This window comes from Thalassorhabdomicrobium marinisediminis, from assembly GCF_003072065.1.
GTDB lineage: Bacteria > Pseudomonadota > Alphaproteobacteria > Rhodobacterales > Rhodobacteraceae > Octadecabacter > Octadecabacter marinisediminis.
Window position 1 is genome coordinate 21,940 of record NZ_QCYG01000006.1, and the last position, 16,948, is coordinate 38,887.

15 protein-coding genes and 1 tRNA gene are annotated in these 16,948 nt (G+C 59.7%); 8 read left to right on the forward strand and 8 right to left on the reverse strand.

Annotated features, from left to right (window positions below; all coding sequences use genetic code 11):
* Window positions 1-6 precede the first annotated feature (6 nt).
* From DC363_RS09810 to uvrB, 3 genes are all read right to left on the reverse strand, one after another.
* On the reverse strand, window positions 7-468 hold the full coding sequence (locus DC363_RS09810; protein WP_108640982.1) for a YdcF family protein: 462 nt from the start codon (window positions 466-468) through the stop codon (window positions 7-9).
* Between the two features lie 100 nt (window positions 469-568).
* A complete protein-coding gene (locus tag DC363_RS09815; RefSeq protein ID WP_108640983.1) occupies window positions 569-754 on the reverse strand; it encodes a PLDc N-terminal domain-containing protein in 186 nt (61 codons plus the stop codon).
* A gap of 268 nt (window positions 755-1,022) precedes the next feature.
* Complete coding sequence (uvrB, locus tag DC363_RS09820; protein WP_108640984.1) at window positions 1,023-3,233, reverse strand: excinuclease ABC subunit UvrB; 2,211 nt, start codon at window positions 3,231-3,233, stop codon at window positions 1,023-1,025.
* A 149-nt stretch (window positions 3,234-3,382) separates the two neighbouring features.
* Here uvrB and DC363_RS09825 point away from each other — a divergent pair, with 149 nt between their 5' ends.
* The gene (locus DC363_RS09825) at window positions 3,383-3,928 is read left to right on the forward strand and encodes a flavodoxin domain-containing protein (protein WP_108640985.1); all 546 of its coding nucleotides are present in this window, start codon (window positions 3,383-3,385) and stop codon (window positions 3,926-3,928) included.
* 13 nt (window positions 3,929-3,941) lie between these two features.
* Here DC363_RS09825 and DC363_RS09830 read toward each other — a convergent pair whose 3' ends face one another.
* The gene (locus DC363_RS09830; RefSeq protein WP_108640986.1) at window positions 3,942-4,229 is read right to left on the reverse strand and encodes an antifreeze protein; all 288 of its coding nucleotides are present in this window, start codon (window positions 4,227-4,229) and stop codon (window positions 3,942-3,944) included.
* A 160-nt stretch (window positions 4,230-4,389) separates the two neighbouring features.
* On the opposite strand from DC363_RS09830, the gene DC363_RS09835 reads away from it, so the two are divergent.
* Window positions 4,390-4,701, forward strand: coding sequence for an ETC complex I subunit (locus DC363_RS09835; RefSeq protein WP_108640987.1), 312 nt, complete (start codon window positions 4,390-4,392; stop codon window positions 4,699-4,701).
* 208 nt (window positions 4,702-4,909) lie between these two features.
* Here DC363_RS09835 and brxL read toward each other — a convergent pair whose 3' ends face one another.
* The gene (gene brxL, locus DC363_RS09840; RefSeq protein ID WP_108640988.1) at window positions 4,910-6,982 is read right to left on the reverse strand and encodes a BREX system Lon protease-like protein BrxL; all 2,073 of its coding nucleotides are present in this window, start codon (window positions 6,980-6,982) and stop codon (window positions 4,910-4,912) included.
* Window positions 6,983-6,991: 9 nt separating this feature from the next.
* The gene (gene pglZ, locus DC363_RS09845) at window positions 6,992-8,608 is read right to left on the reverse strand and encodes a BREX-1 system phosphatase PglZ type A (RefSeq protein WP_108640989.1); all 1,617 of its coding nucleotides are present in this window, start codon (window positions 8,606-8,608) and stop codon (window positions 6,992-6,994) included.
* Between pglZ and DC363_RS09850 the strand changes: the two genes are divergently transcribed.
* Both DC363_RS09850 and DC363_RS09855 read left to right on the forward strand, forming a co-directional pair.
* The gene (locus DC363_RS09850) at window positions 8,602-9,009 is read left to right on the forward strand and encodes a hypothetical protein (RefSeq protein WP_108640990.1); all 408 of its coding nucleotides are present in this window, start codon (window positions 8,602-8,604) and stop codon (window positions 9,007-9,009) included. The genes pglZ and DC363_RS09850 overlap by 7 nt on opposite strands.
* Window positions 9,009-10,478, forward strand: coding sequence for a TniQ family protein (locus DC363_RS09855; protein ID WP_277871180.1), 1,470 nt, complete (start codon window positions 9,009-9,011; stop codon window positions 10,476-10,478). The genes DC363_RS09850 and DC363_RS09855 overlap by 1 nt, the downstream gene beginning before the upstream one ends.
* A 594-nt stretch (window positions 10,479-11,072) precedes the next feature.
* Here DC363_RS09855 and DC363_RS09860 read toward each other — a convergent pair.
* Window positions 11,073-12,113: a glycosyltransferase family 2 protein gene (locus DC363_RS09860; protein ID WP_108640992.1), complete on the reverse strand. Its 1,041-nt coding sequence runs from the start codon at window positions 12,111-12,113 to the stop codon at window positions 11,073-11,075.
* Window positions 12,114-12,466: 353 nt separating this feature from the next.
* Between DC363_RS09860 and DC363_RS09865 the strand changes: the two genes are divergently transcribed.
* Window positions 12,467-13,654 (forward strand): glycine C-acetyltransferase, encoded by a 1,188-nt coding sequence (locus DC363_RS09865; RefSeq protein WP_108640993.1) that lies wholly within the window; start codon window positions 12,467-12,469, stop codon window positions 13,652-13,654.
* Window positions 13,655-13,668: 14 nt separating this feature from the next.
* Window positions 13,669-14,697 carry an L-threonine 3-dehydrogenase gene (gene tdh / locus DC363_RS09870; protein ID WP_108641264.1) on the forward strand — a complete coding sequence of 343 codons (1,029 nt, stop codon included), beginning with the start codon at window positions 13,669-13,671 and terminating at the stop codon, window positions 14,695-14,697.
* A 9-nt stretch (window positions 14,698-14,706) separates the two neighbouring features.
* Here the strand turns inward: tdh and DC363_RS09875 are convergent, their stop codons facing one another.
* Window positions 14,707-15,174: an Lrp/AsnC family transcriptional regulator gene (locus tag DC363_RS09875; RefSeq protein ID WP_108640994.1), complete on the reverse strand. Its 468-nt coding sequence runs from the start codon at window positions 15,172-15,174 to the stop codon at window positions 14,707-14,709.
* Between the two features lie 106 nt (window positions 15,175-15,280).
* Here DC363_RS09875 and DC363_RS09880 point away from each other — a divergent pair, with 106 nt between their 5' ends.
* Window positions 15,281-16,741 (forward strand): aminotransferase class V-fold PLP-dependent enzyme, encoded by a 1,461-nt coding sequence (locus tag DC363_RS09880; protein WP_108640995.1) that lies wholly within the window; start codon window positions 15,281-15,283, stop codon window positions 16,739-16,741.
* 94 nt (window positions 16,742-16,835) lie between these two features.
* Window positions 16,836-16,913 (forward strand) — tRNA-Arg (locus tag DC363_RS09885).
* The last annotated feature ends 35 nt before the right edge of the window (window positions 16,914-16,948 follow it).

The window sequence follows — 16,948 nt, forward strand, 5'->3', positions numbered from 1 at the left end:
GCGGGATCAGCGGACAATGTGCAGGGCATGGGCGAGATAGGCGAAAAGCTCTCGCCCGGCCATTTTGGTCTGCGGCCAGACGCGCGCGCCCTTGAGGCTGGGGGAGGAGGAGCGCGCGCGTAGCCCGTGCCGTCGCGCGATCAGACGGGCGCGGGGGGCGTGGGACCAGTCGGTGATGACGATCACGTCGGCTTCGTCCAGCAGGGGCAGGGCGAACCGGATATTCTCGCGCGTGGTGGTTGAGCGGTCCTCAAGCGCTACGGCGGAGGCGGGGACGCCCTCGGCCTCCAGCAGTGCTGCCATGACGTGGGCTTCGCTGGGCGGGTGCCGGCCCAAGCCACCGCAGACGATCAGGCGCTGCACGGCCCCCGCGTGATAAAGCTGCGCCCCGTGGCGCGTCCGCCGCGCCAAGGTTGGGGATGGGCCGGTTGCCCAAACCGCCGCGCCAAGGATCAGACCTGTTGTCATATCTGCACCTTACCGCCCTACAGGCGCGTCGCAATGGCGCAAAGGCAAAAGCCCCGCCCGTGGAAACGGGCGGGGCTCAGATGTGCGATGACGTCGTCGGTTATACGTTGACCGAGCCGCCCCGTGGGCCTGCCAGCAGCCAGATGATAAAGCCCACAACAGGCAGGATCAGGATCAACAGGGTCCAGAGGATCTTCGCGCCCGTGGACGCGCCGGATGTGAGGACCTGATAGATCGCGTAGATGTCCGCGATCAGGACGAGCAGGCCAAGAATGCCATATTCCATCGTGAAATCTCCAATTTTTGCTTCGTATCTGAAGAGTCAACGAAAGCGTGAGAGATTCTGTTCCCGGGAAATAAATTGGAACGATCCGGGCGGGTAAGCCGTTGATTTATCGACGCGGACAGGTGGCCCCGCGGGGCCCCGCACCCGCGCCGCGTGAAATTCGTGTGTTATCGCCGAACGGTATCGGGCGCAAAAAAGATAGTAACGAGTATTCGAGTGTGTATTGGCCCTCGCCCGTCCGGGCGGGGGCTTTTTCATGGCAGCGGGGTCAGGAATTGCGGCGTTTGCGGGGTTTGACGCCGCCCCGTTGGCCGGGCCGTCCGGCGGTCGAACGACCCGCCGCCTTGTTGGCGTCGCCCACGGCCTTCTCCACCGCATATTGCCGCGCGAGGGGGTCGTCACTGACCACCAGATCGACGGTCTCAAGGCGCTTGACCTCATCACGCAGGCGCGCGGCCTCTTCAAACTCGAGGTTTTCGGCCGCCTTGCGCATGTCGGCGCGCAACCCGTCGAGCACCGCTTGCAGATTGCCGCCGGTGGGCTGGTCGATGGTCGCTGTGACGCGGTTCATGTCCACGTCGCCCTTGTAAAGGCCGGCCAGAATATCCTCGACGTTCTTCTTGACCGTTGCCGGTGTGATGCCGTGCTTTTCGTTGTAGGCGATCTGCTTCTCGCGGCGGCGGTTGGTCTCACCTATGGCCCGCTCCATCGAGCCTGTGATCCGGTCCGCATACATGATGACGCGCCCTTCGGCGTTCCGCGCGGCGCGGCCCACGGTCTGGATCAGCGAGGTTTCCGAGCGCAGGAACCCTTCCTTGTCGGCGTCCAGAATGGCCACCAGCCCGCATTCGGGGATATCCAGCCCCTCGCGCAACAGGTTGATCCCGATCAGCACATCAAAGGCCCCCAGCCGCAGGTCGCGCAGGATTTCGATCCGCTCGATGGTGTCGATGTCCGAGTGCATGTAGCGCACCTTGATGCCGTTCTCATGCAGGTATTCGGTCAGGTCTTCGGCCATGCGTTTGGTCAGAGTTGTGACCAGCGTGCGGAAGCCTTCGGCCGTGACCTTGCGGATCTCGTCCATCACATCGTCCACCTGCGTCTCGACCGGGCGGATCTCGATCACCGGGTCCAGCAGGCCGGTGGGGCGGATGATCTGTTCGGTGAAGACGCCGCCCGTCTGCTCAAGCTCCCACGCGGCGGGGGTGGCCGAGACGAAGACGGATTGCGGGCGCATGGCGTCCCATTCCTCGAACTTCAGCGGCCGGTTGTCCATGCAGGACGGCAGGCGGAACCCGTGTTCGGCCAGCGTCATCTTGCGGCGGAAGTCGCCCTTGTACATGCCGCCGATCTGCGGGACCGAAACGTGGGATTCATCCGCGAAAACAATGGCATTGTCGGGGATAAATTCGAACAGCGTGGGGGGCGGCTCACCCGGTGCACGGCCCGTGAGGTAGCGCGAATAGTTCTCGATCCCGTTGCAGACGCCGGTCGCCTCAAGCATTTCTAGGTCGAAGTTGCAGCGTTGCTCAAGCCGTTGCGCTTCCAGCAGTTTGCCTTCGTTCACCAGTTGGTCGAGCCGCATCTTCAGCTCTTTCTTGATGCCGATGATCGCCTGTTTCATCGTCGGCTTGGGTGTGACGTAGTGCGAGTTCGCGTAGATGCGGACCTTGCTGAAACTGTCGGTCTTCTCGCCAGTCAGGGGATCGAACTCGGTGATCGCCTCAAGCTCTTCGCCAAAGAACGAGAGTTTCCAAGCGCGATCGTCGAGGTGGGCGGGCCAGACCTCAAGACTGTCGCCGCGCACACGGAAGGTGCCCCGCTGGAAGGCCTGATCGTTGCGGCGGTAGGCCTGCGCGATCAGGTCGGCCATCACCTGCCGCTGGTCGTAGGAGCGGCCCACGTGCAAATCCTGCGTCATGGCGCCATAGGTCTCGACCGAACCGATGCCGTAGATGCACGACACCGAGGCGACGATGATCACGTCGTCCCGTTCCAGCAGCGCACGCGTGGCCGAGTGGCGCATCCGGTCGATCTGTTCGTTGATCTGGCTTTCCTTCTCGATGAAGGTGTCGGACCGCGCGACATAGGCTTCGGGCTGGTAGTAATCGTAGTAGCTGACGAAATATTCGACGGCGTTGTCGGGGAAGAAGCCTTTGAATTCGCCGTAGAGCTGCGCGGCGAGCGTTTTGTTCGGTGCAAGGATGATGGCGGGGCGCTGGGTCTCTTCGATCAGCTTGGCCATCGTGAAGGTCTTGCCGGTGCCGGTCGCCCCCAGCAGCACCTGATCGCGTTCCCCGTCAAGGATGCCCGCGGTCAGCTCCTTGATGGCTGCGGGCTGATCGCCTGCGGGTTCGAACTCGGTGTCGAGGACGAATTTCTTGCCGCCTTCGAGCTTTTCACGGTTTTTCACGTCCGGCGCCGGATAGGACATCATCGGCATCGTTTCGACGGATCGTTCAGGCGTGTTGTTGTGCATCAATGATTCCCTTTGTCCTGTCATAAATGAGCCCGATGGCGCTGTGTTCAAGGGGCAACAGGCCGCGCCCGAGCAGGAGTTTGATCTGGCGCAAAGCGGCAAAGGGGCCGCGCGGCTAGGCTTGCCCCATCACGCGACAGGAGGATGCGATGTCAGTTCTGATAGCCTATGCCACGATCGAGGGGCAAACCGGCAAGATCGCCCGATTTCTGGAACAGCGTCTGCAGGCGGCGGGATGCGCCGTCACCGTGGTCGACGCCGGCAACCGGATGGTTGACGTGTCGTTCGACGGGGTCGAACACGTCATTCTGGCCGCGCCGGTGCATGAGCGGCGGCACCCGAAAGCCTTTGAGGTGTTTCTGACCGCCCACGCGAAAGAGCTTGCCGCCCGCCGCGTGCTGATGCTGTCGATCAGCCTGAGCGCGGCTTTCCCCGAAGGCCATGCGGACGCGCGGGATTACCTGACCGAGATGAAGATGCGCACCGGCCTGTCACCCGAGCGTGAGGCCTGCGTCGCCGGTGCTGTCCGCATCGGCAAATACGACTATTACGCGATGCAGGTGCTGGAGCACGTGGTGATGCGCGGGCGCGACTACGAAGCCTCCGAAGGCGATCACGAGTTCACCGATTGGCCGGCGCTGGCGCAGACGGCAGGTGAGTTTGTCGGGGTGTCGCTGGAGGCGGAAACCGTCTGACGCGCGCGGCCGGCTACAGTTTCGACAGCCGTTTGCGGTTGGCCGACACCTTGCTGCTGACGGGTTTCAGGGCGGCCTCATAGATCGCCAGCGGCGGTTTTCCCGCCATCATCGCAGTGCTCGCCGCCATATAGGACTGCGCCGCAACGGAAGCTTTTTCATCAACCATGCGCCGGGTCTCGCCCCGGCGGGCGGGCAGCGCACCGGCCATGCCGAGAAGCCGCAGGTTCATCACCGTGCCCGTCTCAACCATGAGCGTGGCGAGGCGCATGTTCATCGCAATCAGGTCGGATGGTGTCATGGGGGCGCTCCTTGCAGGGACGTCAGGTAGCGCCGCGCGGTGCCGATGTAAGGGGCGGCGGTGGAAATAGATGCAAGGGACGGGCCGGAAAGAGATGGGACTCACTTGCTCCTGCCGGTATTTTGCCGGATAAGTCGGCAGGTTCTTGAAAGGTTTTGTCATGCGCGCACGAATCTACAAACCCGCCCGCACCGCGATGTCGTCGGGCACCGCGAAGACCCGTTTGTGGGTGCTGGAATTCGCCCCCTCAGAAGGGCGCGAGATTGATCCGCTGATGGGCTGGACCTCGTCCGCGGACACCCAGACGCAGGTGCGGCTGACCTTCGACACCAAGGAAGAAGCGCTCGAATACGCCAAGGATAACGGCATCACCGCCGTCGTGCGCGACCCCAACGAGCGGCGACCCAACATCCGCATGGGCGGCTACGGCGAGAATTTCGCCACCGACCGCCGCGGCACCTGGACACACTGAGCCTTGTAAATCGGGGCAAAGTTGTCTCGGAATCGGGGTAAAGATCCCGCGCACTGAATTGTAATACAAGATGTGGTTATTGCTCGGCTATGGTATCTATATGTAGCTGGCGATAGATTTGATTACGTGATCGACCGCTGACGGGATGCCAGGGATATAATCCCCCTGGAGTCCCATGCACCATGGGCTGCTCCCGACCGAACATGTTCTATTGCCTTACATACGTTACATAAAACCCTTTCAACATGCGATGTTCCTGTAGGCGATCGCCAAGGCTGAAACCGTCGCGGCGAATAGGGGGTTGGTAGATATCCAAGCCGCGATCGAGCACGATCTTCCAGCCCGTATCGGTTGAGATGTCCCGCGCGTGCGCGGTTCCGGTAGTATCAAGTGCCCAAGTAAAATCGACGCCGGTACCAGTACATGCTTCGGTGATACTCTCGAGAAGTTCACGCTGCCTTTGAACCTCTCCGTCATGCGGCCCCGTCACGAGGTGAATTGAAATCTGATCTTCGGGTTTCTTGCGCCGGACAATCATCTCAACGAATTCCATCATCGTTCTGATCTGATATGGTTTACGCACATAAGGATCAGTAATCACGATCCGGGTGGCGCCGTCCGTATAGGGGCCGAATAACTTGTCGAAACTGATGCCCTTACGATTCTCCGCGTAGGTAAAGTGCCCGTCCTTGAGGGGTCGTGCGACCGAGTCCTGGGCTGGTTCCGACGCTCGGCGTTCGACGGTACTTTCGATTACATCATCGGAGATCTGCGTTTTCTCATCCGAACGTTGCATCGAATTCGGTGTCGGTTTTTGGTTGTAGAACTGCGGAAACTCTTGCTCTTCGACGGTCTGAATGTACCGCTTCTCCCCGTCGGATCCGGAATAATAGAAATCAACCTCGGGATAGGTCGCATCGATCCTGAACAGCTGATCCTTGACCCGTTTCCGGCTTTCCATCGCCAGTTGCAGCAGCTCCTCGACATCCTCGGCACTTTCGCCGCCGGCCGGGAAAATGACTTTCAGCATTCCGGACATGGTCTTGTAGATCGCATCGCGGTCACGGGTTGAGACTTTCTCGCTCACACGGAAATGTTGGTCGGGGCGGTTGGAGAAATCTTCCTGGCGCAGATGGCGCAGAATTTCAGCAAGGTAGTCGACGATGAAGCCATACCCACTGGTGAACATTTCGCCGCGGATCACATCGATCTCCCAGCCGGGCAAATAGGCGTGCAGCCGGTCGATGAAGGCACTGTCGTGGAATTGCGGAGGGAGGGCTTCGAACAGGTCGCTGTTCTTCAGCATGTAGGGCACATTGTGATCTGTGTTGCCGACGAAAGCAAAGCTGGCCTCCGCCCCCATGGGGTTGACCCCGCGGGAGAAAGTCTTGTTGGCCATGTAGTTTTTCATAATGTCGACGAGCGCTTTATTCGCGGTCTTCTCGCGCCCGGCAAATTCATCGAACGCCACAACATCCCAGTAGCCAACGAGGCCGATCCGTCCGTTGGAGTTGTTTACGAAGAGTTTCGGGATCGTCACCTCGCCCCCGGATATCAATTGTCCATGAGGCGAGAATTCAGAGTAGATGTGGGACTTGCCGGTTCCCTTGGGCCCCAGCTCGATGATGTTGTAGTTGCGTTCGACAAACGGGATCAGACGCATCAGTTGCAAGAGCTTGCTGCGACGCCCGAATGCTTCAGGATCAAACCCGATGGATTGCATGAGCAGATCAATCCATTCATCTTTGCTGAACTGACCGCGGGCCTCTTTATAGCCGTCATAATCCACACGTGCGATCTGGATCGGCTTGATGGTTTCCAACACCCAGGGAGAGGTACGGGCGTCTTCAGCAAACTCATACTGCACATCGGCGATACACCAAACGCTCGTGACCAGTAGTTTGGGATGGGCCTTAACTGTACCGCTGTCGACAGCGACCTTCTTAATGCCCAGATTATCAAAGACCGCCTCATAGCTATCGGTCTTTTCGTTCAACGATACGCTGATCTGGTCGATGACCTTGTAGCGCCCTTTTTCCTTAATCGTGGACTGGATCAAGCCGGCTTCGTTGCGATGGACATAGTGCTTACGCAGGATGTCCTTGACCGTTTCGATGCCACTTTGGATCGAAGCCTCGTCATCGGTCGCGCAGTATTGGCCCAGCAGGTATTCCAACACATAGGTTGGTACGATGGCATTGCCTTTGACGGCTTTCACCAGATCCTTGCGGACCACATAGCCTGCGAAGTGTTCGTTGATCTTGTCATCGAGAGAGCTCATGGCCGGTCCTTAAAAATCGAAATCTGTGGTGATGCCGCGGCGCAACTGGAAGCGGTGGCTGGCATAATCTTCGTAGTGGCTGGTCTTGCCGATCCGCTCGCGCAGTTTCAAGAAGACATCTTGGTCGTTGAACTGGTCCGCTTCGCGGGACAGGAGAAACTTGAGTGGCAGCTCTCGTTCTCGGGCATTCTCCGAGGCGAAGTCAAACGTGAGATTGTGTTCATCGGAGATAAGCGTGCCGTCATTGGCGTATATGCCTGCCAACAGATCACGCTGCTGCTGTTTCTCGGAAACGGCCTGGGCCTGGTAGAGCGTGACTGCTGTTTGGCCCGATGAGATCAAGCTTCGACCGGGGACGATAATCTGGACATCGACCTTGCCCACATCTGCTTCCCGCCGTTTGCCGACCTTTAATACCGGGATGACAACTTCCTGCAGCGATGCGCCCCCATGGACAAATCGGCTGCCCGCGCCTTTGACGCGCATACGGTTGATCGAGTTGGGGATCAGCACGTCGAGGTCACCCGACAGACCCAGTTCTGCCGACGAAAATTTCTTCATTCCAGAGGTTTCATTCAGTCCGCGACCTATAACGAAGCGCCGGTTCTTAAACAGGATTTCCGAACCCGTGGGGTCAGCAACAGAGAAATCGGACTGGTCCAACGGGCGGTGCTGATAGAGAAACCCGTGATCTGCGGTGATCAAAATATTCGAGAAATTCGCGGTCGTCAGCTTGCGAACAAGCTTTGTCAGATCCTCGATGGCATCTTCAGCGGCCTCGGTTAAGCGATCCTCGGTTGCCAGCTTGTCGCCGATGATGTCGATGCGGTTGTGATAGAGGTACAGGATATCATGATCGCGGAAGAGCGCTTTGCCCTCTTCCGCCTTCATGTTCATGAAGTCTTCTGCCTTCATGGCTTTCGCTGTATCGCCGGCGCGGCCTTTGCCGAGGATTTTTTGGCGGTTGACGGTGCCCTGAGTCGGCTCACCGAAAGACGACACAGCCGCATCGCCGGACAGGGTCAACGCCTCGTTCGGCAGCAGGGCGGCCATGCCAAGCTGGGTGTAGCTGGGGAGCGTCGAGACCATCGGCTTCAGTTGCGCATCGTAGCGAGACAACTTGCGAATCTCGCGCTGGCATTCCTCGGCCACCTCAAAGCGCAGCGCATCCGAGACAATCACGACAACTTTTTGGTCGCGGCGCCGGTACTTGGCCGCATGATCGCGGTAGAAGTCTGTCTGTTTGGCATACCTGGGCACTGACCAGTCGGACAGCTTCGCGATCTGGTCCTGCCAGGCGTCATTGACCGTTAAAAGAAAGTTGGTGGTGTAGCGGTTCTCAACGCTTTCGAACAATGATCCCAGCAGGGAAGCCTGTCCGCTCTTCTGCATGTGGTAGATGAACTTACGATAGAGCTGGTCGATTTTGAACCAGCTGGACACGTACCGCTTCACCCCCTCGGCGGGGGAGGTCATAGAGAGCGTTGCCTCGGCCAGGGCCTGCTGGAATTCCGTGGCGTAGCCAATCGCTTTATAGATATCGCGGTAGATTGGATACCAATGGCTTTGGCGGCGCTCTCTGACAGTCTTCAACACTTCGGCGGAGGTCATCGTCTGGCTTGACATGGCTGCCACCAGCTTTCGCGCTCCTGTCAGAGCCCACGGGCGAAACTATCCGCCGGTTCAACCAATTCGCGCTGTCGCGGATCTGCCCCGGTAGCAAGGGGGCGCACCTCTTCCGCCGGAATTTCTCAAAATCAGCCAAAATCCTCGAGCTGAAAGTCGAGGACGAGGAAAATTTTGCTGACCGCATTCTCTTCGCGAAACATGGCCAAGTCGGAAAATCGGTCGAACTGGCCAAGGAAATTCTGCGCGGCGCCATCTCAAGGAGGCGCGAGGAGATTACGCTCGAATTTGCCGAGCGGGTCTTCAGAAAAACGAACTCAACCATGGGCATGACGCCGTTTGAAGCTGCAGGTTGGTCTGCTGTGGAGGCTGAGCTGCTTTCGATCGGGTGGGCTCAATGATGTCCCTTTGGCCTTCCCTTCCATTCGACCCCGAGGAAACACTCTTGTCCTACACAGACCGTTTGGCCGGAATGCACACAGGGCGCGGCATGGCACGATTGCTCCGCGACCTGGGCGTCAATACCGAGCATTTTGCCTCTGGGCGCCCCGGGGCGGTATCAGCGTTCGCTCAGGCGGTTGGACTGGCCCTCGATGAAGCACAGCGCGCTGCCATCCGCGTGCTCCAGCGGGCGGCCTCTTTCCGAGGCGAACATTTGTCGAAATCTTTCCTGAGTCCACGTGCAGACCGTTACTGCCCGAGCTGTCTCGCGGAAGACGGCGCGATTCCTGATCGCCGATTTCGACTGATCTGGGGGGTTCGCCATGTGTCTCGCTGTGACCTGCACTCAACATGGCTCGTTGAGGCGCCCTACAAGAATGAGACCAACCTGCGAGAAGCGCTGGGAGGCGAACCGATGGCTTCGCCAAGTACGGCGACGCCAGAACCGCCAGAATACCTTAAATGGCTGCGAGGCCGTGTTACCGGCGGTTCAAGTTCCGAAGGCTCTTGGATGGCAGGCCAGACACTGGAGCATGTTCTTGCCGCATCTGAGATGCTTGGCGGCATCCTGCAGCATGGCCACAAGGTTGCTCTCACGAGGTTGACCGCCGCCCAAACCGAAGAGGCCACAGATATTGGGTTCTCGATCTATTCCGAGGGCCCAGGCGCAATCGAGGAGGCGCTGGATACAATCCGCAAATCGTCGTCGGCAACCGCGGTCCAGGCGGGACCGTTGGCCTACTACGGCAAGCTCTTTGACTGGTTGGACCGCCGCAGCAACGCGGTCGATCCCGGCCCAATTCGCGACATTCTGCGCGACCATATTGTAAAGCATTCCGCGGTGGAGCCAGGCACGAAAGTCTTGGGAGCTGAGATCACCGAACGGCGATATCATACCCTCTATAGTCTTTCGAAAGCGGTTGAAATTGAGCGTCCGCGCCTATCCCGCCTTCTCAAGAAACTTGGCGAAATCCCGCAAGAGGCGACCGAGGTCGAAAGTGGGAAAATGGTGTTTGAGGTGGCCAGGATCGTCCCGCTTATCGACGCCTTTTCAACCGCTATCCCACTGTCCGAAGTCCCCGTGTATCTGGGCGCAAGCAAAAGTCAGGTAAAACGGCTCTACCGCCATGGAACCTTGCAGCCTTTGATCCCGACAACTGGACGCGGTTCCGTCCGTAGAGTGGTGTTCGCCCGACGCCATTTAGATGACCTATTGGCGCGGGTTGCAGAACTCCCAGAGTTGGGAGCGCAAAATGACGATTTCCACCCGATCTCCTATGCGTGCCAGCGCGGTGCCGGGCATTTCGAGGAAATTTTCGCTGAGGCTCTTGAAGGCCGAATTATGGCATTCCGCCACCCGGGTAGGACTGGCATCGACGCCATTCAGGTTGATGTTAAATCTTTGATGCAGGTGAATGCATCCTCCTGACGACAATCGAAAATCTATAGACCAAGAAGCTCGCTTTTGGCGGGCTTTTTTCTTGGGGCATCTGTGTTCGCGAGATCCTTGATAAGATTCCGCGCAATCTTGCCCCGATTATCGCGGGATCTTTGCTCCGATTTCATAGTGAGGGCTTTTAAGCCATTGTTTTATAAAGTTTATTTAGGCTTTTCCGAGACAACTTTGCCCCGATTTACAAGCCTGTGTAAATCGGGGCAAAGTTGCCTCGGAATCGGGGTAAGGACTGAGCGATCCGAACACTCGCGCAAGATATCGTGCGTATTCGCATACAAAATCTATATGTAGGCGGCGGTGAATGCGTAGTGCCTCCTTCCCGGCGATGGCGCCGACAGTCGAAGGCTACCACGGTTTGGCGTTCTTGCGCGGCGGAATGACCGCATGGGCGCCTCGGTCGGAAAGGGCGTCATGGCATTTGCGCGTCACCGACGTTGCTTCCGTCCACTGGCCTCACGGACCAGCGGCATTCGCCGATGAACTGTTGACGGCACGGATCTTCAACGTCTGTGTCATCGACACCCCCTTTGTCTGAATACACTCAGGCGCCCAATTTCTGCCAGTCTTCTACGCAAATCGATCGTCTATCTGGGATACGACCTTCGGGAAAACTTCCTCGTGCCGGGATAGGATAGTTCGGTAAATATTCGCATAGGTCTTATTTTTCAGCAACTCTTGTGCGCGCATTCTATGCCAATTAACCGACGCTTTGTGGAGGTCAGCTAGTTCAGTGTCCTTTAAGAGCTCAGCCACCGCTCCTCGCAGATCAGGATTTCCGGCTTTGGAAATTTCGTCTTCAACTTCATTGCAATTGTAAAGATCCCAATACCTCATGGTGTCCTCTAAGTCCGGCTCGGTGGGTTTGATCCCCTTGATCGGGTTGGCGCTTCCGCGGTCCTTTTGCAACAGGAAGCCTCTAAAGGAGCGGATCGTATAATGGGCGATGTCAACCAAACCGAAAGCGGTCATATTGGGAGGAAGCCTTTTGAACGGGGTTGCAATTTTCTCAGACGGCAACTCGGTCCCGTCTCCATTTACCCAGTTCACCCGGCAGAGCTCTGGCTCTGCAAGCTCAGGCGAATTGTTTGCGAATTTCGTCCAAGGGAAACCGCCCCGCGCGAGATACTTCACCGGCGCATGACTTTTATTGTTGTCTTTGCGCCAACGGAACGTTTCAGTCACCAATCCATCGTCTGGCAATATGCCGTCGATACCGCTACACCCAAAGGTACGCAATGACATGGAAATTGCATCGGCGTCTGGCACCGCATTCACAAGATCCTCCAACCTGCCATTTCCAACCTTGACCCGGATGAATTCATCTGCATCGATATGTGTAACCCAGTCGGATCGCCGCAGGCGTGGCAATTCATTAACGTAGCGCACCAGTTCAATATGATGACGGGCATTCTGTTTGCGGACCGACGGATTGATCATATGGCGAACAAGGCCGAGTTCATCCAATCGCTCGAGAATAACATCCGTGAAATCCGAACAATGATTCGAGAACACTAGCATGTCGTTGATCCCGATCATGCGATTGTGGGCGACCCATTCTAAAATATAGGGTCCCTCATTCTTCATCGGCGTAATTGACGTGACGCGCATTCTGTCTTTCTCCTTTGTCTGGGTTTCGTTTTTGGAAGGATAACCCCCCCTTATTCCTAATAGGCCGCTGGTATAACTGAGTAGCCCTTCTTGGTCCCACGGCGAGCATAATGCTGTCAACGAGCATGGAGATATGACGCAAGTCAATGATGGTCGTCGTCAGGCGACGATTTGTATCTGCTTGGTCCTGTATGGGAACTCAATCTCTTAAATGACCTTCGTCAGATGGTTCGGCCCTAGGTATATTTGAGCTCTTCCGAGACAGCTTTGCCTTGATTTACACTGGGCGCGGCGGTGCATTGCGATTGCGCCCGCGGGCTTGTACCAAGGGGCAACTGTGCAGGAGGTGCCCGATGAGTGATCGTTTCATTGCCGACATGGAGGCCATGCTGTCGCAGATCGACGCGGACGGGCTTATGAAGCGCGAGCGTTTGATCACCTCGCCCCAGCGGGCCGAGATCACCGTGGGCACGCGTGAGGTGATCAACCTGTGCGCCAACAATTATCTGGGGCTGGCCGATCACCCCGACCTCAAGAAGGCCACGCAGGACGCGATGGACGACAAGGGGTTCGGCATGGCCTCGGTCCGGTTCATTTGCGGCACGCAGGACCTGCACCGGGAGCTTGAGCAAAAGCTCGCGTCGTTTCTGGGCAAGGATGACTCGATCCTGTTTGCCGCCTGCTTCGACGCCAATGGTGGCCTGTTCGAGCCGCTTTGGGGCCCCGAGGATGCGGTGGTGTCCGACGCTCTGAACCATGCGTCGATCATCGACGGCATCCGCCTGTGCAAGGCGCGGCGCTTCCGCTACGCCAACAACGACATGGCCGACCTTGAAGCGAAACTGAAAGAGGCGCGGGACGGCGGGGCGCGGCATGTGATGATCGCCACCGATGGTGTGTTCTCGATGGATGGCTATCTGGCGAACCTGCCCGAGATTACGCGGTTGGCGAAAACCTATGACGCCTTGGTGATGGTGGACGACTGCCATGCCACCGGCCTTATGGGGCCGAACGGCGCGGGCACCCCTGACCACTTCGGCGTCGATGTGGACATCCTCACCGGCACGCTGGGCAAGGCCTTGGGTGGCGCGCTGGGCGGCTATATCGCAGGGCCGCAGGCGGTGATCGACGTGTTGCGCCAGCGTGCGCGGCCCTATCTGTTCTCGAACGCGCTGCCGCCCATGCTAGTGGCCGCCGGGCTGGAGGCGATCCGGCTGGTGGAAGAGGGGGCCGACCTGCGCGCGCAACTCAAGGAGAACGCGACCTATTGGCGCGCCGGACTTGAGGCGCTGGGCTTCGACGTGCTGGCGGGCGAGCATCCCATCGTGCCGGTCATGCTGGGCGAAGCGCAACTGGCGCAAGACATGGCCGCGGGCCTGTTCGAGGAAGGCGTCTATGTCACCGGGTTCTTCTTTCCCGTGGTGCCCAAGGGGCAGGCGCGCATCCGCACGCAGATGAATGCGGCCCTGATGCGCGAGCAGTTGGACCGCGCGCTTGAGGCCTTCGGCAAGGTCGGGCGCGCGTTGGGCGTGATCTCATGAGCTTGCCCAACACGATGAAGGCGCTTGAGAAGTCCAAACCCGAAGAGGGGTTGTGGATGGTGCAGGCGCCGGTGCCCGAGATCGGCCCCGATGATGTTCTGATCCGCATCAACGCCACGGGCATTTGCGGCACCGACATCCACATCTGGAACTGGGACGACTGGGCGCAGGCCACGGTGCCGGTGCCGATGATCACCGGACACGAATTCGCCGGTGAGATTGTCGAGCTCGGGCGCAACGTCACCGGCTTGCAGCTTGGCCAGCGCTGCTCGGGCGAGGGGCACGTGGTCGGCACAGACAGCCGCCAGAGCCGGTCGGGGAAGTTCCATCTGGACCCGGGCACGCGCGGCATTGGCGTGAACGTGCAAGGCGCCTTTGCCGGATACCTGCGACTGCCCGCGTTCAACGTGGTGCCGCTGCCCGATGACATTCCTGACGAGATTGGCGCGATCCTCGACCCGCTTGGCAATGCCGTGCACACCGCGCTGAGCTATGACCTGCTGGGCGAGGATGTGCTGATCACCGGCGCGGGGCCGATCGGGATCATGGCCGCCGCCGTGGCGCGCCATGCGGGCGCGCGGCATGTGGTGATCACCGACATCAACCCCGACCGCCTTGCGCTAGCCCGGGTGGTCTGTCCCAACGTGCGCACGGTGGATGTCACCGCCGAAGACCTGCACGACGTCTCGCACGAGTTGGGGATGAAACAGGGCTTCGACGTCGGGCTTGAGATGTCCGGCAGTCAGCAGGCGCTCGATCAAATGGTGGAAAACTTGATCATGGGCGGCAAGATCGCGCTTCTGGGCATTCCGCCGGGCAAGTCGCCGGTGGACTGGTCGCGGATCGTGTTCAAGGCGATCACCATCAAGGGCGTTTACGGGCGCGAGATGTTCGAGACCTGGTACAAGATGATCGCCATGCTGCAGAACGGGCTGGACGTGAGCCGCGTGATCACGCACCGCCTGCCGGTGGATCAATTCCGCGAGGGGTTTGCCGCGATGAAATCCGGGCAGTCCGGCAAGGTCGTCCTGCGCTGGACCTGACGCGCGGCGCTAAAGCCGGCCAAGGGGCAGCGGGCGCTGCTCCTCGATCGCTTCCATCGCGAAATAGGAGGTCACGGTGTCGAGCTCGATGTTCTCGATCAGCCGTTTATAGACGTTGTCATAGCCCGCCATGTTGTTGACAACGATCTTCAGCAGATAGTCATATTCGCCACCGATGCGGAAAAAGTCGATCACTTCGGGGATCGCCGAGACATGGGCGCGGAACTTGCGCAGCCAGTCGGTCGAGTGGTGCCGCGTTTTGATCAGCGCGAAGATGATGAAGCTGCCGCCGAGTTTCTCGCGGTCGATGACCACCGTGCGGTTGCGGATCACGCCGCGCGCCTCCAGCGCCTTGAGCCGCCGCCAGCAGGCGTTTTGCGACAGGCCGACCTGTTCGGCCAGCGCCCGCTGAGACTGGCCCGCGTCGCGCTGCAGCTCTTCCAGAATGCGGCAATCGAAATGATCTAGGTTCTCCATAAGATTGGATCATATGACCCAAAACAGGATATGCAACGGTGGTTTTATGTGAAGATTTTTCCGTCTGACGTGTCAGAATGCAGAGGTTCACAACACCGGAGCCGACATGACCCCCCTTGAGACCTTCAAAGCATCCCTGTCCCGCGCCGACGTGCACGATCATATCCGCAGCGGGCTGATCGGGGAGGACGTGAAGATCGACGGGCCGTTCGGGCCGAAGCCGCTGGTCTATGCGGATTACGTCGCCTCCGGGCGGGCTTTGACGCAGGTTGAGGATTTCATCCGCGATCAGGTGCTGCCCTACTACGCGAACACCCACACCCAAGCGTCGTTCTGCGGCGAATACATGACCAAGCTGCGAGAAGCCGCGCGGGCGGAGATCGCCCGTTTGACCAACGCTGGGGTGGGCACCAGCGTGGTCTTCACCGGTGCGGGCTCGACGGCGGGGATCAACCGGATTGCCGGTCTGCTCGACCTCGCGCCCCTGGTCGCGGCCGGGGAGCGTGTGGTGGTTCTGACCGGCCCTTACGAGCATCATTCGAACATCCTGCCGTGGCGCGAAACCGGGGCCGAGGTGATCGAGATCGCCGAAGCGGTGGGCGGCGGCGTTGACCTCTCTGACCTGGACCGCGCGCTGCGGGACGCGCAGGGCGCGGCGCGGATCGTCGGCACCTTCTCGGCGGCGTCCAACGTGACAGGTCTGCGCACCGACACGGACGCGGTGACGCGGCTGCTCAAGGCGCACGGGGCGCTCGCGGTTTGGGACTACGGCTGCGCAGGCCCCTATTGCGAGATGGACATGCGGCCCGGAACCGACGCGGAAAAGGACGCCATCGTCTGCTCGATCCACAAGTTCCCCGGCGGACCGGGCGCCAGCGGCGTCGCCGTGATCCGCGACGCCATTGCCACCCGCGCGGTGCCCACGCTGCCCGGCGGCGGCACGGTCAGCTTCGTGTCGCCCTGGGGGCATGTCTATTCCGACCGGCTTGCCGCGCGGGAAGAGGGGGGCACGCCGAACGTGATCGGCGATATTCGCGCCGCCCTCGCCATGCTGGTGAAAGAGGCTTTGGGCCAGCATTGGCTGACCGCACGCCAGACCGAGCTGCGCGAACGCGCGCTTGCGGTCTGGTCCAGGAACGACCGAATCGAGCTTCTGGGCCAGCGCGGGGCAGATGCGCTGCCGATCTTTTCGTTCCGGTTGACCGACGGGACCGGCGCGCCCGTGCACCACCAGTTCTTCACCCGCCTGCTCAGCGACCTGACCGGGGTTCAGGCCCGCGGCGGCTGCGCTTGCGCGGGGCCTTACGGCCACCGTCTGCTGGGTCTGGACAAGACGGATTCCGACGCCACGATCGCAGCACTGGAACGGGGCGAGGAAACCGCCAAACCGGGTTGGGTGCGCCTGAACCTGTCGGCGTTGATGAGCGATGAGAAGGTCGATTTCGTCATCCGTGCGGTGGACGATCTGGCGCGTCGGGCGTCGGACTATGCCGATCGCTATCAAGTCGATCCGCAAACCGCGCGGTTCAAGGCGCGCACCGAAGCGGCGACCCCTCTGGCGTCCTAGCGCCCGCAAACCCCAAGCCCGGGCACAACACGCGTGGATCGGCGAAACCGCCGCTTGAATTCCCCGTGCGTTGCCCATTAAAAGAAGCGCGTGCGGGCCGTTAGCTCAGCTGGATTAGAGCGGGGAACTTCTAATTCTCAGGTCGGGGGTTCGAGTCCTCCACGGCTCGCCAGATTTCACGATTCCCGCGACATCACATCGGACCTG